Annotated in this window: 25 protein-coding genes and 1 tRNA gene; 18 read left to right on the forward strand and 8 right to left on the reverse strand. The window is 65.9% G+C overall.

Annotated elements, in window-relative coordinates:
* The first annotated feature begins 10 nt into the window (after positions 1 to 10).
* Entirely contained in the window at positions 11 to 979 is a 969-nt protein-coding gene (gene glk, locus FG486_RS03460; RefSeq protein WP_066281956.1) for a glucokinase, read from the forward strand.
* Entirely contained in the window at positions 976 to 1,593 is a 618-nt protein-coding gene (gene eda, locus FG486_RS03465; protein ID WP_181266453.1) for a bifunctional 4-hydroxy-2-oxoglutarate aldolase/2-dehydro-3-deoxy-phosphogluconate aldolase, read from the forward strand. Before glk ends, eda begins: the two co-directional genes overlap by 4 nt.
* 1 nt (position 1,594) lies before the next feature.
* Here eda and FG486_RS03470 read toward each other — a convergent pair whose 3' ends face one another.
* Positions 1,595 to 2,821 (reverse strand): pyridoxal-dependent decarboxylase, exosortase A system-associated, encoded by a 1,227-nt coding sequence (locus tag FG486_RS03470; protein ID WP_181266454.1) that lies wholly within the window; start codon positions 2,819 to 2,821, stop codon positions 1,595 to 1,597.
* Positions 2,818 to 4,353, reverse strand: a complete 1,536-nt coding sequence (locus FG486_RS03475; protein ID WP_181266455.1) for an acyl-CoA ligase (AMP-forming), exosortase A system-associated — start codon at positions 4,351 to 4,353, stop codon at positions 2,818 to 2,820. Before FG486_RS03475 ends, FG486_RS03470 begins: the two co-directional genes overlap by 4 nt.
* 45 nt (positions 4,354 to 4,398) lie before the next feature.
* Here FG486_RS03475 and FG486_RS03480 point away from each other — a divergent pair, with 45 nt between their 5' ends.
* Genes FG486_RS03480 through FG486_RS03495 form a run of 4 tightly spaced genes read left to right on the forward strand, consistent with a single transcriptional unit; the run spans position 4,399 to position 7,288 of the window.
* A complete protein-coding gene (locus FG486_RS03480) occupies positions 4,399 to 5,433 on the forward strand; it encodes a GNAT family N-acetyltransferase (protein WP_181266456.1) in 1,035 nt (344 codons plus the stop codon).
* A 60-nt stretch (positions 5,434 to 5,493) separates the two neighbouring features.
* Positions 5,494 to 5,778 carry an acyl carrier protein gene (locus FG486_RS03485; RefSeq protein WP_023837935.1) on the forward strand — a complete coding sequence of 95 codons (285 nt, stop codon included), beginning with the start codon at positions 5,494 to 5,496 and terminating at the stop codon, positions 5,776 to 5,778.
* Entirely contained in the window at positions 5,775 to 6,470 is a 696-nt protein-coding gene (locus FG486_RS03490) for an alpha/beta hydrolase family protein (RefSeq protein WP_181266457.1), read from the forward strand. Before FG486_RS03485 ends, FG486_RS03490 begins: the two co-directional genes overlap by 4 nt.
* The gene (locus FG486_RS03495; protein ID WP_181266458.1) at positions 6,467 to 7,288 is read left to right on the forward strand and encodes a hydrolase 1, exosortase A system-associated; all 822 of its coding nucleotides are present in this window, start codon (positions 6,467 to 6,469) and stop codon (positions 7,286 to 7,288) included. The genes FG486_RS03490 and FG486_RS03495 overlap by 4 nt, the downstream gene beginning before the upstream one ends.
* A 46-nt stretch (positions 7,289 to 7,334) precedes the next feature.
* Here the strand turns inward: FG486_RS03495 and FG486_RS03500 are convergent, their stop codons facing one another.
* Together FG486_RS03500 and trxB are read right to left on the reverse strand one after the other, a co-directional pair.
* Entirely contained in the window at positions 7,335 to 8,183 is an 849-nt protein-coding gene (locus FG486_RS03500) for a serine hydrolase domain-containing protein (protein ID WP_181266459.1), read from the reverse strand.
* Positions 8,184 to 8,311: 128 nt separating this feature from the next.
* Positions 8,312 to 9,277: a thioredoxin-disulfide reductase gene (trxB, locus tag FG486_RS03505; RefSeq protein WP_066274110.1), complete on the reverse strand. Its 966-nt coding sequence runs from the start codon at positions 9,275 to 9,277 to the stop codon at positions 8,312 to 8,314.
* Between the two features lie 194 nt (positions 9,278 to 9,471).
* On the opposite strand from trxB, the gene FG486_RS03510 reads away from it, so the two are divergent.
* The 8 genes from FG486_RS03510 (at position 9,472) to FG486_RS03545 (ending at position 16,118) form a co-directional block, all read left to right on the forward strand.
* Positions 9,472 to 10,503 (forward strand): type III polyketide synthase, encoded by a 1,032-nt coding sequence (locus FG486_RS03510; RefSeq protein ID WP_181266859.1) that lies wholly within the window; start codon positions 9,472 to 9,474, stop codon positions 10,501 to 10,503.
* Positions 10,500 to 11,057 (forward strand): isoprenylcysteine carboxyl methyltransferase family protein, encoded by a 558-nt coding sequence (locus tag FG486_RS03515; RefSeq protein ID WP_181266460.1) that lies wholly within the window; start codon positions 10,500 to 10,502, stop codon positions 11,055 to 11,057. The genes FG486_RS03510 and FG486_RS03515 overlap by 4 nt, the downstream gene beginning before the upstream one ends.
* A 57-nt stretch (positions 11,058 to 11,114) precedes the next feature.
* Complete coding sequence (locus FG486_RS03520; RefSeq protein ID WP_181266461.1) at positions 11,115 to 12,575, forward strand: S41 family peptidase; 1,461 nt, start codon at positions 11,115 to 11,117, stop codon at positions 12,573 to 12,575.
* Positions 12,576 to 12,883: 308 nt separating this feature from the next.
* Entirely contained in the window at positions 12,884 to 13,330 is a 447-nt protein-coding gene (gene rpiB / locus FG486_RS03525) for a ribose 5-phosphate isomerase B (RefSeq protein ID WP_181266462.1), read from the forward strand.
* A 35-nt stretch (positions 13,331 to 13,365) separates the two neighbouring features.
* Positions 13,366 to 14,676 carry a serine hydroxymethyltransferase gene (gene glyA, locus FG486_RS03530; RefSeq protein WP_066285099.1) on the forward strand — a complete coding sequence of 437 codons (1,311 nt, stop codon included), beginning with the start codon at positions 13,366 to 13,368 and terminating at the stop codon, positions 14,674 to 14,676.
* 3 nt (positions 14,677 to 14,679) lie between these two features.
* Positions 14,680 to 14,904 carry a hypothetical protein gene (locus FG486_RS03535; RefSeq protein ID WP_023837946.1) on the forward strand — a complete coding sequence of 75 codons (225 nt, stop codon included), beginning with the start codon at positions 14,680 to 14,682 and terminating at the stop codon, positions 14,902 to 14,904.
* 16 nt (positions 14,905 to 14,920) lie between these two features.
* Positions 14,921 to 15,382, forward strand: a complete 462-nt coding sequence (gene nrdR, locus FG486_RS03540) for a transcriptional regulator NrdR (RefSeq protein ID WP_060977532.1) — start codon at positions 14,921 to 14,923, stop codon at positions 15,380 to 15,382.
* A complete protein-coding gene (locus FG486_RS03545; RefSeq protein WP_422125042.1) occupies positions 15,375 to 16,118 on the forward strand; it encodes an RNA methyltransferase in 744 nt (247 codons plus the stop codon). Before nrdR ends, FG486_RS03545 begins: the two co-directional genes overlap by 8 nt.
* 146 nt (positions 16,119 to 16,264) lie before the next feature.
* Here the strand turns inward: FG486_RS03545 and FG486_RS03550 are convergent, their stop codons facing one another.
* Positions 16,265 to 16,792 carry a DUF6456 domain-containing protein gene (locus tag FG486_RS03550; RefSeq protein ID WP_171007839.1) on the reverse strand — a complete coding sequence of 176 codons (528 nt, stop codon included), beginning with the start codon at positions 16,790 to 16,792 and terminating at the stop codon, positions 16,265 to 16,267.
* A gap of 97 nt (positions 16,793 to 16,889) precedes the next feature.
* Here FG486_RS03550 and FG486_RS03555 point away from each other — a divergent pair, with 97 nt between their 5' ends.
* Together FG486_RS03555 and FG486_RS03560 are read left to right on the forward strand one after the other, a co-directional pair.
* Complete coding sequence (locus FG486_RS03555; RefSeq protein ID WP_066285090.1) at positions 16,890 to 17,453, forward strand: helix-turn-helix domain-containing protein; 564 nt, start codon at positions 16,890 to 16,892, stop codon at positions 17,451 to 17,453.
* Positions 17,454 to 17,466: 13 nt separating this feature from the next.
* Positions 17,467 to 18,642 carry a glycosyltransferase gene (locus FG486_RS03560; protein ID WP_181266464.1) on the forward strand — a complete coding sequence of 392 codons (1,176 nt, stop codon included), beginning with the start codon at positions 17,467 to 17,469 and terminating at the stop codon, positions 18,640 to 18,642.
* Here FG486_RS03560 and FG486_RS03565 read toward each other — a convergent pair.
* Together FG486_RS03565 and FG486_RS03570 are read right to left on the reverse strand one after the other, a co-directional pair.
* Positions 18,627 to 18,974, reverse strand: coding sequence for a PilZ domain-containing protein (locus FG486_RS03565; RefSeq protein WP_066285086.1), 348 nt, complete (start codon positions 18,972 to 18,974; stop codon positions 18,627 to 18,629). The genes FG486_RS03560 and FG486_RS03565 overlap by 16 nt on opposite strands.
* Positions 18,975 to 19,216: 242 nt before the next feature.
* A complete protein-coding gene (locus FG486_RS03570) occupies positions 19,217 to 19,507 on the reverse strand; it encodes a hypothetical protein (RefSeq protein WP_082751290.1) in 291 nt (96 codons plus the stop codon).
* Between the two features lie 524 nt (positions 19,508 to 20,031).
* On the opposite strand from FG486_RS03570, the gene FG486_RS03575 reads away from it, so the two are divergent.
* Positions 20,032 to 21,021 (forward strand): aldo/keto reductase, encoded by a 990-nt coding sequence (locus FG486_RS03575; RefSeq protein ID WP_273301234.1) that lies wholly within the window; start codon positions 20,032 to 20,034, stop codon positions 21,019 to 21,021.
* 30 nt (positions 21,022 to 21,051) lie between these two features.
* Here the strand turns inward: FG486_RS03575 and FG486_RS03580 are convergent.
* Positions 21,052 to 21,128 (reverse strand) — tRNA-Pro (locus FG486_RS03580).
* Between the two features lie 211 nt (positions 21,129 to 21,339).
* On the opposite strand from FG486_RS03580, the gene yajC reads away from it, so the two are divergent.
* Positions 21,340 to 21,666, forward strand: a complete 327-nt coding sequence (yajC, locus tag FG486_RS03585; RefSeq protein WP_060977526.1) for a preprotein translocase subunit YajC — start codon at positions 21,340 to 21,342, stop codon at positions 21,664 to 21,666.
* Positions 21,667 to 21,788 lie beyond the last annotated feature (122 nt).

The raw sequence follows: 21,788 nt of genomic DNA on the forward strand, positions 1-21,788 counted from the left end.
AGGGTTGAACATGCAGATCGTAACCGCAGACATTGGCGGCACCCATGCGCGCTTTGCGCTCGCGACCATCGAGCAGGGCCGCGTCACCCATCTGGGCGAGCCGGTCACGCTCAAATGCGCCGAATATGCGAGCCTCCAGACCGCCTGGGAGGCCTTCGGCCAGACGATCGGCGAGCCCCTGCCCCGCGCCGCCGCCATCGCGCTCGCCACGCCGATCCGCGGCGAAGTGCTCAAGATGACCAACAACCCCTGGGTCATCCGCCCCGCGCTGGTGCGCGAGAAGCTGAATGTCGACGACTATATCCTGATCAACGATTTCGGCGCGGTCGCGCATGCGGTGCAGCATTGCGGGGCGGACCATTATTCGCACCTGTGCGGCCCCGGGGGCGATCTGCCCGAAAAGGGCGTGATCACCGTGATCGGCCCCGGCACCGGCCTCGGCGTCGCCTATGTCGTGCGCAGTCCCGATGGCTATCGCGCGGTCGAGACCGAGGGCGGCCATGTCGACTATTCGCCGCTCGATTCGATCGAGGACGCCATTCTCGCCCGGCTGCGCCGCCAGCACCGCCGCGTCTCGGTCGAGCGCGTCTGCTCGGGCCCCGGTCTCGCCGCGATCTACGAGACGCTGGCCAGCATCGAAGGCCGCGCGGTCGTCAGCATGGAGGACAAGGCACTGTGGCAGCTTGCGCTGTCGGGCGAGGACAGCTTGGCCGCCGCCGCGTTCGATCGGTTCTGCCTCAGCCTGGGTGCAGCCGCAGGCGATTTTGCGCTGGCACAGGGCGCGGGCGCGGTGGTAATCGCGGGCGGCCTTGGTCAGCGGATCGCCGACCGTCTGCCGCAGTCCGGGTTCGAGGAGCGCTTCGTCGCCAAGGGCCGGTTCCAGCAGCTGATGGAGACGATCCCCGTCAAGCTGATCGATCATCCCCAGCCCGGCCTGTTCGGGGCCGCCGCCGCCTTTGCCCAGGAGAATGCCGCATGACTGCACCCGCGATCGAAACCATCATGCTGACCGCACCGGTCATCCCGGTGATCGTCATCAACGATGTCGCCGATGCGGTGCCGATGGCCGAGGCACTGGTCGCGGGCGGTCTGAAGGTGCTCGAAGTCACACTGCGCACCCCCGCCGCGCTCGAAGCGATCGCCGCGATGAAGCAGGTCGAAGGCGCGATCGTCGGCGCGGGTACCGTGATCGATCCGAAGACGCTCGACGCGGCGCTCAACGCAGGTTCGGAATTCATCGTTTCGCCTGGCCTTACCGAGAACCTGGGCAAGGCGGCGATCGAAAGCGGCATTCCCTTCCTGCCCGGCATCGCCAATGCCGGCGACATCATGCGCGGGCTCGACATGGGGCTCACGCATTTCAAGTTCTTCCCGGCGATGGCGGCAGGCGGCATTCCGGCGCTCAAGTCGCTCGCCGCGCCGTTCGGCCAGTGCAGGTTCTGCCCCACCGGCGGGGTGACGCTGGAGACCGCGGGCAACTGGCTGGCGATCGATCCGGTGCTGTGCGTCGGCGGCAGCTGGATGATCCCGGCAGGTCCGATCGACACCGCCGCGATCCAGCGCAACGCCGCCGCCGCGCGCGCGCTTGCCTGAACTAGACTAGGATTTCCGCCGCCTTGCCATGGCCGAGGAAATCGGCCGGGCTGGCGGTGGCGCCATAGGCCCCGGCGCAGAAGACCGCTACCAGATCGCCGACCTCAGCCGCGGGCAGATGCGCCTTGTCAGCCAGCCGGTCGAGCGGGGTGCACAGGCAGCCGACGACATTGGCCTCTTCCGCCGGCTGCGCATCGAAGCGGCTGGCAATCGCGACCGGATAGTTGCGCCGCACGACGGTGCCGAAATTGCCGCTCGCGGCGAGTTGGTGGTGCAGCCCGCCATCGGTGACCAGGTACAGCTCGCCATGGCTGGTCTTGCGGTCAACGATGCGGGTCAGATACACGCCCGCCTCGCCCACCAGCCAACGGCCCAGTTCCATCGCGAAATGCGTGTGCTGGAGAGCATCGGGCAGCGCCGCGAACCGCTCGCCGAGCGCCGCGCCCACCTTGGCAATATCCACCGGCGTGTCGCCCGGGAAATAGGGAATGCCCATGCCGCCGCCCAGATTGACATGTTCGGGGATCGCGCCTGCCTCGTCGGCGAGCTGCGCGGCAAGGTCGAGCGTCTTGCCCTGCGTCTCGATGATCGCATCGGCATCGAGCGCCTGCGATCCGGCGAAGATGTGGAAACCGCGCCAGTGCGCGCCCTCTGCCAGGATATGGCGCACCAGCGCGGGCACGCGTGCCTGGTCGATGCCGAAAGGCTTAGCTCCGCCGCCCATGCGCATGCCCGATCCGCGCAGGTCGAAATCGGGATTGACCCTGACGGCCAGACGCGGCTGCACGCCGATGCGCTGGCCGATCGCCAGCGCGCGCTCGCATTCACCTTCAGATTCGAGATTGAGTGTGACGCCTGCGGCAATCGCGGCTTCGAGATCGCGGTCGCGCTTGCCCGGTCCGGCAAAGCTGATGCGCGCGGCATCCATGCCCGCCGCCTGGGCCAGCGCCAGTTCACCCGCCGAGGCGATGTCGATGCCGTCGACCAGCGAAGCCATCAGTTGCAGCACCGGCGCGAAGGGATTGGCCTTCATCGCATAATGGATCGCCAGCCGATCGGGCATGGCGGCGCGCAGCGACGCGACACGGGCGCGCAGCATGTCCGACGAATAGACGAAGCAAGGGCTGTCCCCGGCCATGTCCACCAAGGCGCTCGCCTTGATCCCCTGCACCGCCAGCTCGCCACCGATGCTCGAAAATCCGGCGGGTATCGGCCCCAAAGGCTTCATTTGTAATGTTCCTCGATCTCGGCGACCAGCAGCGCGCGGTCGATCTTGCCATTGGGATTCTTGGGAAATTCGTCGCGCAATTCGACTACCTTCGGCAGCATGAACGCGGGCAGATCTCGCTTCATCGCGATCTGCAGATCGTCGATCAGCTGATCGGGCTGCGGCACGGCCGCGGGGCGTACGAGCAGCAGGATAGCCTGGCCCAGCTGCGAGTCGGGAATACCGAGCGCCACCGCTTCTGCTGCGAGGCCCGTCGAGGTCGCCGCGTCCTCGATCTCGGCCGGGCTGATGCGGTTGCCCGAGGACTTGATCATCGCATCGCGCCGCCCGACGAAATAGAGCAGCCCCTGCGCGTCACGCCGCACCCGGTCGCCCGACCAGACCGCCATGCCGCCATAGGTCGAGAAGGCAGGGGCCGGCTTGTAGCGCTCTGCCGTGCGCTCGGCATCCTGCCAATAGCCTTGCGCGACCAAGGGACCTGCATGGACCAGCTCGCCCTCCTCGCCTGCTGCTGCATCCTCGCCGGCGTCGTTGACGACGAGGATCTCGGCAAAGGGGATCGCCTTGCCGATGCTGGTCGGGTTGCCGTCGATCAGATCGGGGTCGAGATAGGTCGAGCGGAACGCTTCGGTCAGGCCATACATCGCGAAGATGCGCGTCTCGGGGAAGATGCCGCGCAGCTGCTTGACCAGGGCGGGGCTGAGCGCGCCCCCGCTGTTGGTCAGCCGCCGCATGCTCGCGGTCGCCTCTGCGGGCCACTCGATCTCGACCAGCTGCGTCCACAGCGGCGGGACCGCAGCCAGCGTGGTGATGCCGTGCCGCATGCAGGATTTCACCACATCGCGCGGCATCAGATAATCGAGCGGTATGGCACAGCCCCCGGCGGCCCAGGTCGAAAGCAGCTGGTTCTGCCCATAATCGAAGCTCAAGGGGAGCACGCACAGCGTCCTGTCGTCGCTCTCCAGCCCCAGATAGTCCGCCACGCTGATCGCGCCGAGCCACATATTGGCATGGCTCAGCATCACCCCCTTGGGCTTGCCGGTCGAACCCGACGTGTAAAGTATCGCCGCCAGATCATCGGGATCATGCGAGGAAGCGCCAAGGCTCGCCTCGCCTGCCTTCCACGCGGCCATCGTCTCGTCATCTTCGAGCGAGCGGCACGCGGAGGGAACATCCTCGGCCAGCAGCGTCGTCAGCCGGGTGCGGTTGGCGATGAGCAGCTTCGCGCCGCTATCGGCCAGGATATGCGCCACCTGCGCGCGCTTGAGCACCGGGTTGATCGGCACATGCACCAGCCCTGCCCTTGCGGCAGCGAGCGGCATCAGGCAGGTGGTCTCGTTCTTCGGAAGCCAGGTCGCCACCCGGTCGCCATGTTCCAGCCCCATCGTGGTTAACCAGGCCGCAAGCAAACCGATACGCAAGTTTAACGTGTCGTAGCTAAGAGAGCCTTCACGCAATATCAGCGCGCTTGCGGGGCCCTCGCCCCTCAACACCAGATGATCGAGCGGCTGCGGAGTGGGATCGAGAGACATCACGAACGGTTTGGCTCATAAGGAAGACGCGGCATCATGGGGTTCATGACGTTGAATGATGAATATCATGATAACCGGAAGGCTGCGGGCGCGCACCGGCTTTCTGCGCTCGACAATCCCGGCCGGGTCGGGCTGTTCGATCGCGCGCTCTGGTTCGACGGGCTGCACCGCCACTGCCTCGCCGATCACGCGCCGCACATCGCCTATGCCGCCGACCGTGGCGATGCGGTCAAACTGCACCTGATCGACAACGGCCGATCGGGCCTTGGCTCGATGGCCAACTGGTACAGCTTCATCTGGCGCCCGGTTTTCGGGGGCACGCCCGATGCGCAGCGTCGGCGCGCACTGATGCTGTCCGTCGCGCAGAAGCTGAGCAAGACGACGCATCGGCTGATCCTTTCGCCCGTGCCCGACGAATGCGGCTCTGCAACGCTGATCGAGGAGACCTTTGCTGCGACCGGCTGGGTCGTCCGCCGCGAACCGTGCGACGAGAACCATGTGCTGCACCTGAAGGGCCGCAGCTTTGCCGAATACTGGCAGGACCGCCCCGGCCAGCTGCGCTCCACCGTCAAGCGCAAGGGCAGCAAGGGCGTGGTTTCGCTCCGTGTCGAGCATCGCTTCGACGCGCAGGACTGGGCCGATTACGAAACCATCTATGCGCGCAGCTGGAAGCCCGAAGAGGGCAATCCCGAATTCCTGCGCTGGCTGGCCGAGCGCGAATCCGAAGCCGGGCGGCTGCGCATGGGCATGGCGAGCATCGACGGCCAGGCGGTCGCCGCACAATTCTGGACGGTGGAGAACGGCACCGCCTATATCCACAAGCTGGCACATGACGAGCGCCACATCCAGGCTTCGCCCGGCACGCTGCTGACGCACGCCTTGTTCGCGCATGTCATCGATACCGATCAGGTCGATCTGGTCGATTTCGGCACGGGCCGCGACGCCTACAAGCGCGACTGGATGGAGGAAATGCGCCCGCGCTATCGGCTGGAGCTGATCTGGCCCAGGTCGCCCAAGGCCTGGCCCTATATGGCCCGGAGCCGCGTCGCAGGGCTTGCCGCCCGTTTTGGTAAGGACTAAGGCCGCCAGCACGCAGTCCGGGGGGAGGACTGCACAGGGCGACAAGCCAGCGAGGGATATGTGAGCGAGATCGAGACCAGCGGAGCGAGCGACGCGATCGAAACCGTGGTGCGCCAGGTGCTGCGCGACATTCTGGGCCTGTCCGAAGCGCAGGTCGCCGGCTTCGACCGCGATACCGAGCTGTTCGGCGCGCTGCCCGAGCTCGATTCGATGGCGGTGGCTGGCCTGCTCACCGAGATGGAGGATCGCCTGGGCATCCTGATCGAGGATGACGAGGTCGATGGCGAGCTATTCGAGAATTTCGGCAATCTCGTCGATTTCGCGCGGGCCAAGGCCGCCGCGTGATCCGCGCCTATCGGTTCGACGGCAACGACGAACTGTGCCTTCGCCATGGGCCGGATGACGGCCCGGCGCTGCTGATCCTGCCGCCGCTGTTCGATGAGGCGAACCGGGTGCGCCACCTGATGGTGGAGACCGCGCGCGCGCTCTCCGGACACGGCATTGCCAGCCTGATGCCCGATCTGCCCGGCTGCAACGAAAGCCTCGTCCCGCTCGACCGTGCCGGCATCAGCCTGTGGCAGGCGTCGCTGATCGCCTGCACCGAGCAGCTGGGGCCGGTGAGCCATGTCGCGGCGATCCGCGGCGGTACGCTTCTCGACGGCGCGCTCGGCGATTTGCCGCGCTGGCGGCTCGCTCCGGCCAAGGGCGGGCAGCTGCTCCGCACGATGCTGCGGACGAAGATCGCCTCCGATCGCGAGGCGGGGATCGCCAGCAGCAGCGATGCGCTGATGGAGCTGGCCCGCACGCAGGGGATCGAGCTGGCGGGCAACAGCCTTTCCCCCTGCATGATCCGTGAACTCGACGCCGCCGCGCCGTCCGAGGGCAGCGCTGTGCGGCTCGCGCGCTTTGCCGACGATCCGCTCGAGGCCGAGGCGCGGATTGCAGGCGCGCCGCTCTGGCTGCGCGCCGAGCCCGCGCACGATCCCGCGATGGCTGCATCGATCGCCGCCGACCTTGCCGCCTGGATGCGCGGATGAGGCAGCATTTCACCTTCGCATGCGCAGACGAGACGCTGGCCGCGACGCTCGACAGCGCCACCGGCACCACCGGGCTGCTGATCGTCAGCGGCGGCAACGAGATCCGCTCGGGCGCGCATGCCGGCATGGCCGCGCTCGCTGCCGAGATCGCCGCGGCCGGGCATCCGGTGCTGCGCTATGACCGGCGCGGCATCGGCGACAGCACGGGCGACAACGCCGGTTTCGAATCGAGCGCCGACGACATCGCCGCCGCCGCTGCTGCCTCCCGGGCGCACGCCCCGCAGCTCACCCGGCTGGTGGCATTCGGCAATTGCGACGCGGCGAGTGCGCTCGCGCTGTTCGGCCCGGCGGCGGGCGTGGATGCGCTGATCCTCGCCAATATGTGGACGATCGAGACCGAAGACGACGGCGCCGACGAGGCACAATCCGCGAGCACGATGACCGCGAGTGCGATCCGCAGCCGCTATCTCGCCAAGCTCAAGGACCCGCGCGAACTGTGGCGGCTGGCGAGCGGCGGAGTGAATATCGGCAAGCTTTTGCGTGGGCTCAGGCAAGCGGCGGCGAAGACCGAAGTCACTGGCCTCGTCGCGCGCCTCGGCGAGGCCCTTGCCACGCTCGACCGCCCCGCCACCCTGCTCGTCGCCGAACACGACCGCACAGCTATGTGGTTTCTCGAACACTGGACGAGCGACGCCTTCGCTCCCGCCCGCGCCAACCCGCAATTGTCGCTCCACCGCCTCGACAGCGGCTCGCACAGCTTCGCGAGTGCGAGTGACAAGGCGTGGCTCAGGGAGCGGATTTTGGCGGCGTTACAATAGATTATTGCCAGCACAGCGCAGTGAGCGCTGTGCCGCAAACCTCAGGTCATTTTTCGGCATTCCAGCGGAGCAGCGCCGCCCTAATCTCTCGCGACGCGGCGATATCATTTTTCGGCCGACCATCGAACACGCCCACCGCGACAAAATCGCCCTGCTTGACCACGATCGAGAAACCTGACCGTAAGGCGCCGAAATGAGTCGCGAAATCCGGTCCAATCGCCCATCCCAATCCATAAGGTATGTCGTTCGGGCGGCTCAGCGCATGACGCCCCGTCCCTTGCGGCAATGGTCGGGAGGCAAAGCGGTAATATTGCCGGGCGGTGCCGGACCAGTCTCCAGCCGGCCCCAATGCGGGATCGAAATCCATGTCTTTCGTTTCGGGAAAGAGGTCCGCTACGCTGTCGCGAAAACTCTTGCCGGTTTTCTCGGCGATGGCCCGGCCAACCAGGCAATAGCCAAGGTTCGAATAGGCATAGCGCGCGCCGGGTCTGAACTGCTTTTCCGGAACGGCAAGCATGGTACAATCGTTGCCGCTCGTCAGGCGTGTCACCGGATCGCCTGCCACGGCTCTGTCCCAACCGCCACGATGCTGAAGCAACTGCCGAACCGTCGCGCCTTCGATCTTCTGGTCGAGATCGAGAACGCGCAGCGCAGCAGCGGCGGTGATGGGCTTCGCAAGGCTGTACAATGGCCTGACCATATCAACCTTGGCATTAACAGTGCGGACCCTGGGCTGCTCCCCGGAATGGCCATAGGCAATTTCGGCTGCCGTCAGGCCATGCCGATGCATAATGTCCTCGAGGCTGTCGACATCACTCCCGGCGTTTCGCCACAAGACGAGGAGAAGCATGCCGATCGCAGCCAACAGCGCGACCGAAAGAAGAGATCTGCGCATGGCCGTTCGGTCCGTCTTCTGTCAAAGCGCCGTCAAGACGCCGAGTAGAGGCTTACGCTTCGGCCTTTTCCGGTACCGGACAGCCTGGCCAGGCCGACGGACAGTGCAATCCCCAGTCAAAATCGCGATCACTCCGCCGCGATCGCCTCGAAATCCGCCTCGGCCAGGAACCGTTCGACGTCGAGCGCGGCCATGCAGCCGGTGCCCGCTGCCGTCACCGCCTGGCGATAGACCTTGTCCATCACGTCGCCACACGCGAACACGCCGGGAATGCTGGTATAGGGCGTGCCAGGCTTGACCTCGATATAGCCATCACGGTCGAGCGGCAGATGGCCCTTGAACAATTCTGTCGCGGGCGCGTGGCCGATGGCGACAAAGCCGCCGTCCACTGCCAGATGAGAACGCTCGCCGGTCACCGTGTCCTTGAGGTCAATGCCGACCAGGCCATGCGGCTCGCCGCCTCCGACGAAGCGCTCGACGCCCTTGTTCCACAGCACCGTGATCTTGGGATTGGCGAACAACCGCTCCTGCAGGATCTTCTCCGCGCGCAGCGAATCGCGGCGGTGGATCAGCGTGACATTGTCCGAATGGTTGGTGAGATAGAGCGCCTCTTCGACCGCGGTGTTGCCCCCGCCGATCACCGCAACCTTCTTGCCGCGATAGAAGAAGCCGTCGCAGGTCGCGCAGGCGGACACGCCCTTGCCGCCCAGTTCCTGCTCGCCGGGAACACCAAGCCACTTGGCCTGCGCGCCGGTGGCGATCACCAGCGTTTCCGCCTCGTACACCTGGCCGCCATCGCCGGTCAGGCGGAATGGGCGGCGCGACAGGTCGACGGAGACGATGGTGTCATAGATCATCTGCGTGCCGACATGCTCGGCCTGGGCCTGCATTTCCTGCATCAGCCAGGGGCCCTGGATCACGTCGCGAAAGCCGGGATAGTTCTCGACATCGGTGGTGATGGTGAGCTGACCGCCCGGCTGCAGCCCCTGCACCACGATGGGCTTGAGCCCGGCACGTGCGCCATAAATGGCGGCGGAGAGGCCGGCAGGGCCGGAGCCCAGGATCAGCATGCGGGTCTTGATCGTTTCGGTCATGGTCTGGCTTTCTCGAACGGATGCGGCGGATGTGGACAGGGCCGGGCCTGGCCGCAAGGGCAGCAGGCGGTGAGTCCCGCGCAACATTAACTTGTGGGCCGCTTAAGCAGATTTGGGCCCGCCCTGCCAAGCGCGATTCACCGGCTCGTGGGAATCGCTTGCCAAGCGCCGCGCGCTATGACCACTCTGTGCCAATGCTCGCGCGCATCCAGTCCATTGCCACCGCTCTTCCGCAAACTCGGATCAGCCAGCCAGAAGTGCGCGATTTCGTCGCCCAGGCGACCGACAAGGGGCTGAGCCCGCGAATCGCCGCCATATATGACAGCACCGGGGTGGAAAGCCGCGCGATCGCGCAGCCGCCCGAATTCTATCTGGGCCGCGCCGATTTCCCCGAGCGCAACATGGTGTATCTCGCCGAGGGACAGCGCCTGCTCGAGCAGGCCGCGAAGGAAGCGCTGGCCGAGGCGGGGCTGGAGCCGGGACATATCGACGTCATCGTCTGCGTCTCTTCCACCGGCATCGCGACGCCCTCGATTGCCAGCCAGATGCTTGCGCCCATGGGCTTTCGCGCCGATGCGCTGACCGTGCCGCTGTTCGGCTATGGCTGTGCGGGCGGGGTGCTGGGTCTGCAGGTGGCGGGCGATCTGGTCCGCGCCGATCCTGCGCGCCGCGTGCTGCTGCTGACGGTCGAGCTGTGCTCGCTCGCCTTCCGCTTCGGCGATCTCACCAAGAAGGCGATCATCGCCTCCACGCTGTTCGCCGACGGGGCGAGCGCGGTAGTACTCTCGGCTGAGGGGGATGGCCCGGCGCTCGGGCGGTTCGCGCAGCATACCTGGCCGGATAGCCGGGCGATGATGGGCTGGGACGTCGACGAGCTCGGCCTGGGCCTCATCCTCTCGCGCGACCTGCCGAGCTTTGTGCACAGCCATTTCGCGCCGGTGGTCGACGGCTTTCTGGCGCGCGAGGGGTTGGACAAGGCGGCGCTCACCGAACCCGCGTGCCATCCCGGCGGGCGCAAGGTCATCGATGCGCTCGAACAGTGCTTTGCGCACCTGCCCGCTGGCCTGGCCGAAACCCGCGCGGTGCTGGCCCATCATGGCAACATGTCGTCGCCCACCGTGCATTTCGTGCTGAAGCGCATCCTGGCACGTGGGCAATCCGGCCCGCTGCTGATGACCGCGCTTGGCCCCGGCTTTACCGGCGCGATGGGCATCGTGCACCGATGATGGCAAGCCCTGCCCTTGCGCCGTTCGTCTGGTCGCCCGGCTGGCCCGCCGCCTGGGCGGTGCTGGCGTTCCTCACGGCGCAGCGGCTGCTTGAACTGGTCTATGCGCAGAAGAACACCAGAGCACTGCTCGCACGCGGCGCGGTAGAACATGGCCGCGATCATTATCCGCTTATGGTGGCAATCCATGCCGGGTTTCTGGCTGCGCTCTGGTTCAGCACCGCGTCAGATGCGGCGATGCTCTGGCCGCTGCTGATCGTCTTCGCGCTGCTGCAGGCCGCAAGGCTATGGGTGCTGGCGACGCTAGGGCCGTACTGGACGACGCGGATCATCTCCTCGCCGGATTTTCCGCGGATCAGCGGTGGTCCCTACCGGCTGGTTCGCCATCCCAATTACTGGGTGGTGACGCTGGAAATCCTCACCATCCCTCTGATCTTCGGTCATTATCGCATTGCCATGCTGTGGACGATCCTCAACGCCGGAATCCTGTTCGTGCGCATCCGGAGCGAGAACGTCGCGCTTCGGGCGCGAAGCTCGCAAAAATCTGTCGCTTGAAACCACCGCCCAGCTTATGGTGCGGGTCCGTTAGACAGCTCCGGATTTCAAGGCTTCATGCGTCATCTTGTCGGCCTGCTGGCCAGTTCTGCTCTGCTCCTGACCGGCTGTGGCGGAGGCGGAGGATCGTCCACCCCCACGCCGACCCCGATCGCGAGCGCACCAGCGCCAACGCCCGGCCCGACGCCCAGCCCCACCTGCTCGCTCGCCAACCGCCAGGCCTTTGCCCGCGACGTGCTCGACGAATGGTATCTCTTCCCCGAACTGCTGGTGACCAGCGCCAATCCGGCGAGCTTCACCACCGTCCAGGGCTATATCGATGCGCTCACCGCGACCGCGCGGTCGCAGGGCAAGGACCGGTTCTTCACCTTCATCACCTCGATTGCCGAGGAAAATGCGTTCTTCGCGAGCGGCGAGAGCGCCGGAATCGGCATACGGCTGTCGATCGATTCACCGGCGCGCCGGGTGTTCGTCAGCGAGGCCTTCGAAGGCGCGCCGGGCCTCGCCGCCGGGATCGACCGCGGCGACGAGATCACCGCCATCGGCACCAGCAGCGCGAGCCTGCGCAGCGTCAGCGACATCATCGCGGCAGAAGGTTCTGCCGGAATCACCAATGCGCTGGGGCCGAACACGGCGGGGCTCTCCCGCGTGCTCAGGGTTACGCGCGGCAGCACATCGCGCGAGGTCAGCGTGACCAAGGCGGTGTTCGATCTCCCCGCCGTTTCCAGCCGCTATGGTTCGCGGATCATCCAGGATGGCAGTCGCCAGATCGGCTATATCAACCTGCGCACCTTCATCTCGTCCGCCGATACGCCGCTCCGCGAAGCCTTTGCCAGCTTTCGTGCAGCGGGGATCACCGAGTTCATCATCGATTTCCGCTATAATGGCGGCGGGCTGGTTTCGACCGCAGAATTGATGGGCGATCTGCTCGGCGGCAACCGCAGCAGCAACGATCTCTTTTCGGGCGTGCGCTTCCGCGCGTCGAAATCTGCGCGCAACGAGAATCGCCTCTTTGCCCCGCGCGCGGAGTCGGTGAGCCCGGTGAAGATCGCGTTCATCGGCACCGGCGCCACCGCATCGGCGAGCGAACTGGTGATCAACTCGATGGCCCCCTATCTCGGCCGCAACCTGGCGCTGATTGGCGCGAACACCTTCGGCAAGCCGGTGGGCCAGATCGCGCTCGACCGCAGCGCCTGCGACGACCGGGTGCGCGTCGTCGCGTTCAGTTCGGTCAATAGTCGCAACCAGGGCGAGTATTTCAACGGCCTCGCGAGCACGCTCGACGTGACCTGCCAGGCGGCGGATGACCTCACTCGGCCGCTGGGCGATCCGCAGGAAGCCTCGATCCGTGGCGCGCTCGATTTCCTCGCCGGACGCAGCTGCACCGCGATCTCGCTCAGCGGCCCATCGGGCAATATCGCCGGCCAGTCGCAGCGCGGCCTGATCGCCAGCGACCGCGAGCTGCTGGTGCCGGATGCGCCCAGCCCGGCACAGCGCGAGGTGCCGGGGCTGTTTTGAGGACAGTGCTCGAAAGCCCTCCCCCTCGATGGGGGAGGGTTGGGCGGGGGTGTTGCTGCCGGGTTGCGCAGCGATGGCCCTGGTGCGCCCAGCCGCCCGATCACCCTCACCGCTGCGACTAGGCTCCTTCGTCGCCAAGTCTCGCTGCCTCTCCCATCGAGGGGGAGGCGTCTCGTGATCGCAACGTCTCGAGTCACAAAACTGCCACCCACCCACAATCACTGGTGGCATCATGGGCCTCGCTCGCCTAGATAGCGCGCGAGGCGGGATTCGGCCCGCACCCTGGCTTTACTGGATCGCACCGCCCGATGACCGCTACGCCCGTCACCATCGCCCTGGCATCGGACCATGCCGCCGTCGCGCTCAAGGCCGAGCTTGCGCAATGGTTGCGCGAGCAGGGACACGATGTGACCGATCTGGGCCCGGACAGCACCGATAGCGTCGATTATCCCGATTATGGCTTCAAGCTCGCCGCGCATGTCGCCAGCGGCGCGGCAGAATTCGGCGTCGCGCTGTGCGGATCGGGCATCGGCATTTCGATCGCGGTCAACCGCAACCCGGCCTGCCGCTGCGCGCTCGTCTCGGACAACCTGTCGGCGCGGCTTTCGCGTCAGCACAATAACGCCAATGTCATCGCCATGGGCGCACGGCTGATCGGCATCGATGCCGCCAAGGATTGCCTCGTGGCCTTCCTTTCGACTCCGTTCGAGGGCGGACGGCACGAACGCCGCGTGGCCAAGCTGACCCCCGCCTGATACAACCCCGTTCACCCTCCCCGATGGAGCCTGACATGTCGACCAATACCGCGATCAATGAAATCCGCTCTTCCGGCTTTTTCAGCGAAGGTCTGGCCGTGACTGATCCCGCCGTCGCGGCCGCGATTGCCAAGGAAGTCCGCCGCGAAAAGAAGCAGATCGAGCTGATCGCTTCGGAAAACATCGTGTCGAAAGCGGTGCTCGAGGCGCAGGGTTCGGTCTTCACCAACAAATATGCCGAAGGCTATCCCGGCAAGCGCTATTATCAGGGCTGCGCCCCCTCGGACGAGGTCGAAGCGCTGGCGATCGAGCGCGCATGCAAGCTGTTCGGCGTCGGTTTCGCCAATGTGCAGCCGCATTCGGGCGCGCAGGCGAATGGCGCGGTGCTGCTCGCGCTGATCAAGCCGGGCGAAACGATCCTTGGCATGTCGCTCGATGCGGGCGGTCACCTCACGCACGGCGCACGCGCCGCGATGTCGGGCAAGTGGTTCAACGCGATCCAGTATGGCGTTACCCCCGATACGCACCTGATCGATTATGACGAGGTCCGCCGCCTGGCGCTCGAACACAAGCCCAAGCTGATCTTCGCGGGCGGTTCGGCCTATCCGCGCCATATCGATTTCGCCAAGTTCCGCGAGATCGCCGATGAGGTCGGCGCCTATCTGCATGTCGACATGGCGCATTTCGCAGGTCTCGTCGCAGCGGGCGTCCACCCCTCGCCCTTCCCGCATGCGCACGTCGCGACCACGACCACGCACAAGACGCTGCGTGGCCCGCGCGGCGGCATGATCCTGACCGATGACGAGGCGCTGGCGAAGAAGTTCAACTCCGCCGTGTTCCCCGGCATGCAGGGTGGCCCGCTGATGCACGTGATCGCCGCGAAGGCGGTAGCGTTCGGTGAGGCGCTGACGCCGGAATTCAAGAGCTATTCGCGCGCGGTGATCGATAATGCCAAGGCCCTGGCCAGCCGCCTCAAGGAGCGCGGCGCGGATCTGGTCGCGGGCGGTACCGACACGCACCTGGCGTTGATCGATCTGCGTCCGCTGGGCGTCACCGGCAAGGATGCCGACGAGGCGCTCGAGCGCGCCGGCATAACCTGCAACAAGAACGGCATCCCCTTCGACCCGCTGCCGCCGACCAAGACCAGCGGCATCCGCGTCGGTTCGCCGGCCGGTACCACGCGCGGCTTCGGCGTCGCCGAATTCCGCGAGATCGGCGACATGATCGCCGACGTGCTCGACGGTCTGCGCGCCAAGGGTGAGCATGGCGACCCCGAAGTCGAGGCCGCCGTCCGCCTGCGCGTCGAGGCGCTGTGCGACCGCTTCCCGATCTATCCGGAGCTTTGAGCCATGCAGAATCCTGACGATCCGCACAATTCGGGCGATCTGATCGCCGATGCCCGCGAGGAAATCGTGGGCATGGCCAAGCAGGGCATGGCGCACCCTTCAACCAAGCCCGTGCTGACCGCAGGCGCAATCGGTGCCGTTGCAGGCGCGGTGCTGCCGGTCGTCAGCTGGCCGGTCGGCCTGCTCGCGGGTGCAGGCTTCATGCTCTACAAGCGCCTGCGTCCGTGAAGGCTGACGCTCACCGATGAGATGCCCGTTTTGCGCGCACGAAAACAGCCAGGTCAAGGATAGCCGCCCCACCGAAGACGGGGCGGCCATCCGCCGTCGCCGCCAGTGCGAAAGCTGCGGCGCACGCTTCACCACGTTCGAGCGGATCCAGCTGCGCGACATCATGGTGGTGAAGAGCGAGAACCGCCGCGAACCATTCAACCGCGCCAAGATCGAGAAATCGGTCGCGGTCGCCTGCCGCAAGCGCGGGATCGACCAGGAGCGGATCGACCAGCTCGTCTCGGGCATCCAGCGTCAGATCGAGACCTCGGGCGAAAACGAGGTCCATTCGCGCGAGATTGGCGGGATGGTGATGGACGGCCTGCGCATGCTCGATTCGGTCGCCTATATCCGCTTCGCATCGGTCTATCGCGATTTCAGCGAGGCGAAGGATTTCGAGGAATTTGCGAGCACGGTAAAGGATGTTGGCGGTGCCTGAGACGCTGGTTCCTCCTCCCGTCTTCATTCTGGTCCGTCCGCAGCTTGGCGAGAATATCGGCAAGGCGGCGCGGGCGATGCTCAATTTCGGGCTGACCGACATGCGCCTGGTCGCGCCGCGCGATGGCTGGCCCAATCCGTCCGCCGGCCCCGCAGCTTCGGGCGCAGATGTGGTGCTGGAACGCGCCCAGGTGTTCGAGACCGTCGCGCAAGCGGTTGCGGACTGCCATCACGTCTATGCAACCACGGTGCGCAAGCGCGGCGTGACCAAGTCGGTCGTCACGCCCGAGACCGCCGCGCGCGCGATGGTCGCCGCGCCAGGGCGCAGCGCGATCCTGTTCGGCCCCGAGCGATCGGGACTGGAAACCGATGATGTCGCGATCGCGCACGACATCCTGACCGTGCCGATCAATCCGGAATTCGGGTCATTGAACCTCGCCCAGGCGGTGATCCTGGTGGCCTATGAATGGTCGAAGACCGGCGGACAGGGCCTCGCCTCGCCGCCCCAGGTCGATCTCGATCCGCCCGCCCCGATGGAAGAGCTTGACGGCATGTTCGATCAGCTGTGCGGCATGCTGGAGGAGAAGAACTATTTCTTCCCCGAAAGCCGCGCCGCCACCAGCCGCCGGACACTGCGCAACCTGATGACCAAGCCGCAATGGAACAGCAACGAGGTGCGCACCTTTCGCGGGGTGTTGACCACACTGGCCAAGGCCCCGCGCAAGCCGGTGAGCTGAACTCAGTGCTGAAACGCCGTCACCCCCGCGAAGGCGGGGGTCCCGCTTCTTCAGCACGGTAGAGCCAGAGGCGGGATTCCCGTGTTCGCGGGAATGACGATTCTGAACAACATGCGGCTGAAATCAGGCGATATACTGCGCCCGCTTCAGCCCGGCAGCCGGTAGAAATCCGCCAGCCGATCCAGCGCCAGCCTCAGCACCAGGCGGCCCGAGCGTACCGGCCAGCCCAATGCCTTTTCCGCGACCGGCATCGCCTCGCCCGAGCAGATCACCCGCCAGGCAATATCGTTGAGGTCCCGCCCCAGCGCCGCCATCGCCGCATCGAAGCGCTGGCGTGCGGCCGTCTGGCGCTCGGTCGGCTCGAGATGATCGTCGCTGCCCCGGCGTGCGCTTGAACGCGGAGCGGCATCCCAGCGCATGGTGAGCGAGGGCGACAGGTTCGCGCGCTCCCAGTCGCTGCGCAGCTTCTCGCCCGCATCGAATTGCCGCTCGCCGATAAGCCCGCGCGCGAGCAGCCAGCCGAGCGGCGATTCGGCGAGGTTCACCGTGACCGAGCGCGCCGGCCGCCGCGCGCCATCGACCCTGCGCCCGACGGTCTCGCCCTCGATCACCTTTTCCGCAAGCAGCCTGCCAGCTTCTGCCCGCATGCCATGCGGTCCCTGATCCTGCGCCATGATCAACACCCCTGATGGTTCGTGATGGATGAAGGACTTGCCACAGAGGCTGGATTGTAGGAAAGAGATTTATCCATATAGGTTAGGACTTGCTGTCATGATCAACCGCATTCGCGATGTACGCCGCGCCCGCAACCTGACTCTCGAAGAGGTGGCGCAGCGCTGTGACCCGCCGACCACGGCGCAGACCATCGGGCGGCTCGAAACGGGCACGCGCACGTTGTCGCTCGACTGGCTGAACCGCATCGCCGCGGCTCTCGAAGTGGAATCGAGCGCATTGGTCAGCAGCACGGCGGCTGCCGATCTGCCGCTGGCGGCCCTGCTCTCTCCGGACGGCGCACGCGCACCGACGCGCAGCGAGCGGGCGCTGCCGCCCGTGCCGGCGGAAAATCTCGTCGCGGTGCGTGTCATCGGCAGCATCGGCGATTATCGCAGCGGCGACATGGTCTGGCTGCGCCGGGTCGAACAGGCCGAGCTTGCCAGCGCGCTCAACCGCGATGTGCTGGTGCCGCGACCGGCGGGGCGCTTCGTCTTTGGCCGGCTGATCGCACGCGAAGGCGGGCGGATGCAGATCCTCCCCCCCGGCCCAGGCTCGCGCCAGCAAGTGGTCAGCGATCCACCCTGGCTGGCAGTGGCAGAAACGTTAATCCGCGCACTGTAAGGGTGGCGCGGTGATGCGCATCCTGACCCTTGCCACGCTGTTTCCCAATGCAGCGCGCCCCAATTTCGGCATCTTCGTCGAGCGCCAGACCGCAACGCTCGCAGGCCGCGACGATGTCGAAATCACCGTGATCAGCCCGCAAGCTCTCCCCCCCTGGCCGCTCTCCCGCCATCCGCGCTATCGCGCCCTGGCAAAGCTGCCCTTTCGCGAAACCTGGCGCGGGTTGGACGTGTATCGCCCGCACTTCCTGCACCTTCCCGGGCTTGGCAACCATCTTCAGCCAAAGCTGATGGTCCGCGCGATCTGGCCGCTAATCGAGCGACTGCACCTCGCGCAGCCGTTCGACCTGATCGATGCGGAATTCTTCTATCCCGACGGCCCCGCAGCGCGCGAACTCGCGCGGCGGCTGGCCATCCCCTATTCGGTCAAGGCGCGCGGGGCGGATATCCACCATTGGGGCAACGACCCGAAGACGCGCGAGCAGGTGCTGCATGCCGGGCTGGACGCGGCCGGGTTGCTCGCGGTCTCGGCGGCGATGAAGAGCGACATGGTCGCGCTCGGCATGGCCGAGGAGAAGATCACCGTCCATTATACCGGCTGCGATCAGCGGCGCTTTGCGCCCCGCCCCGATGACGGGCTGCGGGCCGAGCTCGGAATATCAGGCCCGATGCTGATCACCGTTGGCGCACTGATCGCGCGCAAGCGACAGGATCTGGTGATCGAGGCCCTGCCCGCCTTACCCGGCGCGACGCTGGTGCTGGCGGGTGCCGGCGAACAGGAGAGCAACTATCGCGCCCTGGCGCAGAAGCTGGGTGTGGAAGCGCGCGTGATCTTTGCAGGCGCGCTGCCGCATGACGACTTGCCCCGCTGGCTCGCCGCAGCCGACATCATGGTCCTGCCGTCAAGGTCCGAGGGGCTGGCCAATGCCTGGGTCGAGGCGCTGGCCTGCGGCACGCCGATCGTCATCAGCGATGCAGGCGGCGCGGGTGAGCTGCTGACCGACCCTGTCGCAGGCCGGATCGTGCAGCCGACGCCTGAGGCGCTCGCGGCCGCGATCGGGGAACTGCTGGCGCTGACACCCGACCGCGAGCAGGTGCGCGGCGCGGTCGCCAATTTTACGTGGGACCGCAATGCCGATGAGCTGCACCGGCATTTTTCACGGCTGCTGTCGTCTCAGCGGCGCTCCTGACGCTCGCGCAGGGTGCGGATGATGCGATTGCAGATCGTCGGGCTCAGCGCCTCGGCAAAATGACACCCCATCAGCTTGCCTTCCGCCCATACGATCTCGCCCTCGATCGGGGCCACGCCATCGATGGTGAGCGTCACCGGTGCATGCATGCGCAGCGGGAGGTCGCTTTCGAAGCGACATCCGGTGATCGAGAGATTGGTCAGCGCAACGGTGCAGTGTCGACGGCCCTGATCGACCAGATCGGCCTCGATATTGACGTTGATGCGGATGGCGAAGCGACGTTCCGCTGCCTGCTCGCCATGCGGGCCCTGCCTGCCTGTCAACGCTGCCATAACGGCCTCCAGCAACCCTAGTTCTTGGCTCGGTGCCGTCCGGGGGGAAAACGGCAGGAGTGCAACCGCCACGCGATATAGCGCACAGAGCCTAATCGACCGTAAACATAGGTGAAGAAAACATGACGACAGCCGGACCCGGCCCGAAGCGCGCCATTGCCAAAAACGCAAAAACGCCCGGCAGCGCGAGGCTGCCGGGCGTCTTTATGGCTTGGCCTTTTCAGGCGAAGTGAGCGTAAAGCTTACTTCTTTTCTTCAGCCGGAGCGGCCGGAGCAGCAGCGTCAGCGGCCGGAGCAGCAGCTTCTGCACCAGCTTCGGCACCAGCAGCGGCACCGGCTTCGGCGCCAGCTTCAGCACCGGCTTCCATGCCAGCTTCCATGCCGGCGTCAGCAGCCGGAGCGGCTTCTTCAGCCGGAGCTTCGGTGGTGGCTTCTTCGGCGGGGGCTTCTTCAGCCTTTTCCGGCGAGCAAGCGGCGAGAGCCAGAACGCCAGCGACGGCGAAGACCGGGCTCAGCTTGAGAATGGACTTCATGGTACTTTTCCCCTTCGTTGCGGAAACAAGAGCCCGCGTTGTATCGACACCCTAGGGACTCTGGCAAGATTTATTTCTTGCACTGGCGCAGGAAGGACACGCCGCATCGGCCCGACCCCTTTCCCCCGCACCCTTGGGAACCGTGCATATAGCCGGTTTGTGAGGGGGCGAAAAGAGGATAAAATACTGACAGCCAAGGTGTCCTTTGTCCCGAAAAAGCCGGGCAGACGAATGTCCAGTGCCGGCTTTGCATGCGCGCTGCAGCCATGGCCCCAGGGGCCAAGACGATGAACGAATACCCCTATTTTTCTGTTACTTAATCAGCCCCATGGCCTTCCAATCGAACTGACATCAGCACGCCGTGCGGGGCGTTGAAGCGCGTGAGCAGCACCCGGTTCGGACAGACAGGCATCAGCGTCGCTCACCGATGCCCCGACGCCCGAATCAGCGTCTTGACCTGAGCTTGCCGGGTGTGCGAGCGCAGTCGGCACGAACGCTCTTCCTTCCCTTTACAGGAACCACCAGTGACCACACGCACGATCAACAACCGCCCCGTCCAGGCGATCGGCCTGGGCTGCATGTCGCTGAGCTGGGGCTATGGCAATCTGCCTCCGCGCGAGACCGCCACCGCGCTGCTTCATCGCGCGCTGGACCTGGGCTATGACCATCTCGACACTGCCAATATCTATGGCCTGGGGCATAACGAGACACTGATCGGCGAGGCGCTGAAAGGGCGGCGGCGGGAATTCTTCCTGGCGACCAAGATGGGCATCGTCATCGAAGGCGAGAAGCGCGGCATCAACTGCCGACCCGAAACGATCCGCCGCTGCATCGATGAGTCGCTCACCCGCCTGCAGACCGATCATGTCGACCTTTATTACATGCACCGCCGCGATCGCGACGTGCCGATCGAGGAATCGGTCGGCGCGATGGCCGACCTGGTCAGGGCGGGCAAGATCGGCAGCATCGGCCTGTCCGAAATGTCGGCCGAAACGCTGCGCCGCGCGGCGAAGGAGCACCCGATCGCGGCGATGCAGACCGAATATTCGCCCTGGACGCGCGAGCCCGAGATTGCCGTGCTGGATGCATGCGCCGAGCTCGGCACGACGTTCGTCGCCTTCTCGCCGGTAGCGCGCGGCGTGCTGGCCAATGGCGTGCAGAACGCGGACGCGCTGACCGACAAGGACCTGCGCCGCGGAATGCCGCGCTTCAATGCCGAGAACTGGCCGAAGAACCGGGCACTGGCGGAAGCGTTCAACGCGATCGCCGCCGAGCTGGAGGTGACACCGGCGCAATTGTCCCTCGCCTGGGTGCTCTCGCGCGGCGACCATATCGTCGCCATCCCCGGCACCGCATCGATCGCGCACATGGAAGAAAACTTCGCGCGCAAGGACTGGACCATCCCGGCCGAGGCCGCGGCGCGCATCGACGAACTGATCAACGAACGCACCGTCAGCGGCCCGCGCTACAGCGACGCGATGCAGCGCACGATCGAAACGGAAATGTTCGGATAAGTCTTCCGCACCAGCGTTGCGGCGAAGAATTGGTCGGGACGAGAGGATTCGAACCTCCGACCCCCACACCCCCAGTGTGATGCGCTACCAGGCTGCGCTACGTCCCGACCTTGGGCTTCGGCCGCGCCTGCGGCAAAAGCGAAGCGCGCCTATATGGCGATGCGGCGCGCTTGGCAACCCCGTGATGCACAAGTTGGCGCAAGGTGATCGCCAATTGCCTTGCGCGGCCGATGATGATAGGCGCGCGCATCGCTGCGACCGGCTTTTTATCGGCCAATCGCTCCCCTTTTCCTTTCAGACATTCGGATATCACAGCCCATGGACTCGACACTCCTGCTCGCACTGGCCGCCGCAGCCCCCGGCGCTGCACCGGCCTGGACCCAGCTTTTGATGTTCGTACCGTTGCTGGCGATCTTCTATTTTCTGATCATCCGCCCGCAGCAGCGCCAGATGAAGGCGCACAAGGCCAAGATCGATGCAGTCAAGCGCGGCGACCAAGTCATCACCGGCGGCGGTCTGGTCGGCAAGGTGACCAAGGTCGACGACGCCTATGTCGAGATCGATCTGGGTGGCGCCAAGGTCCGCGCGGTCAAGGCGACCTTGAGCGACGTCATCCAGCCGGGCGGCGCGCCTGCCAACGACTGAGCGGCGAGCGGGAACGACCTGCCGCCTTGCCGCCTGTTGCGCGCATGAATATATGGCGCGCACATCCGGCCCGCGCTGAGCGGACCAGGCTCACCGCCGCGTCCGAGCCAGCACTGCCAAGG

Source organism: Blastomonas ursincola, assembly GCF_013607875.1.
Taxonomy (GTDB): Bacteria; Pseudomonadota; Alphaproteobacteria; order Sphingomonadales; family Sphingomonadaceae; genus Blastomonas; species Blastomonas ursincola.

Coding starts and splice junctions, on each gene's coding strand:
- eda (WP_181266453.1), top strand. CDS start 976: ATGACTGCACCCGCGATCGAAACCATCATGCTGACCGCACCGGTCATC.
- FG486_RS03550 (WP_171007839.1), bottom strand. CDS start 16,792: ATGGCGCAGGATCAGGGACCGCATGGCATGCGGGCAGAAGCTGGCAGG.
- glyA (WP_066285099.1), top strand. CDS start 13,366: ATGTCGACCAATACCGCGATCAATGAAATCCGCTCTTCCGGCTTTTTC.
- yajC (WP_060977526.1), top strand. CDS start 21,340: ATGGACTCGACACTCCTGCTCGCACTGGCCGCCGCAGCCCCCGGCGCT.
- FG486_RS03470 (WP_181266454.1), bottom strand. CDS start 2,821: ATGAAGCCTTTGGGGCCGATACCCGCCGGATTTTCGAGCATCGGTGGC.
- FG486_RS03510 (WP_181266859.1), top strand. CDS start 9,472: ATGCTCGCGCGCATCCAGTCCATTGCCACCGCTCTTCCGCAAACTCGG.
- FG486_RS03500 (WP_181266459.1), bottom strand. CDS start 8,183: ATGCGCAGATCTCTTCTTTCGGTCGCGCTGTTGGCTGCGATCGGCATG.
- nrdR (WP_060977532.1), top strand. CDS start 14,921: ATGAGATGCCCGTTTTGCGCGCACGAAAACAGCCAGGTCAAGGATAGC.
- FG486_RS03495 (WP_181266458.1), top strand. CDS start 6,467: ATGAGGCAGCATTTCACCTTCGCATGCGCAGACGAGACGCTGGCCGCG.
- FG486_RS03570 (WP_082751290.1), bottom strand. CDS start 19,507: ATGAAGTCCATTCTCAAGCTGAGCCCGGTCTTCGCCGTCGCTGGCGTT.
- FG486_RS03560 (WP_181266464.1), top strand. CDS start 17,467: ATGCGCATCCTGACCCTTGCCACGCTGTTTCCCAATGCAGCGCGCCCC.
- FG486_RS03535 (WP_023837946.1), top strand. CDS start 14,680: ATGCAGAATCCTGACGATCCGCACAATTCGGGCGATCTGATCGCCGAT.
- FG486_RS03480 (WP_181266456.1), top strand. CDS start 4,399: ATGACGTTGAATGATGAATATCATGATAACCGGAAGGCTGCGGGCGCG.
- glk (WP_066281956.1), top strand. CDS start 11: ATGCAGATCGTAACCGCAGACATTGGCGGCACCCATGCGCGCTTTGCG.
- FG486_RS03515 (WP_181266460.1), top strand. CDS start 10,500: ATGATGGCAAGCCCTGCCCTTGCGCCGTTCGTCTGGTCGCCCGGCTGG.
- FG486_RS03475 (WP_181266455.1), bottom strand. CDS start 4,353: ATGTCTCTCGATCCCACTCCGCAGCCGCTCGATCATCTGGTGTTGAGG.
- FG486_RS03555 (WP_066285090.1), top strand. CDS start 16,890: ATGATCAACCGCATTCGCGATGTACGCCGCGCCCGCAACCTGACTCTC.
- trxB (WP_066274110.1), bottom strand. CDS start 9,277: ATGACCGAAACGATCAAGACCCGCATGCTGATCCTGGGCTCCGGCCCT.
- rpiB (WP_181266462.1), top strand. CDS start 12,884: ATGACCGCTACGCCCGTCACCATCGCCCTGGCATCGGACCATGCCGCC.
- FG486_RS03565 (WP_066285086.1), bottom strand. CDS start 18,974: ATGGCAGCGTTGACAGGCAGGCAGGGCCCGCATGGCGAGCAGGCAGCG.
- FG486_RS03520 (WP_181266461.1), top strand. CDS start 11,115: ATGCGTCATCTTGTCGGCCTGCTGGCCAGTTCTGCTCTGCTCCTGACC.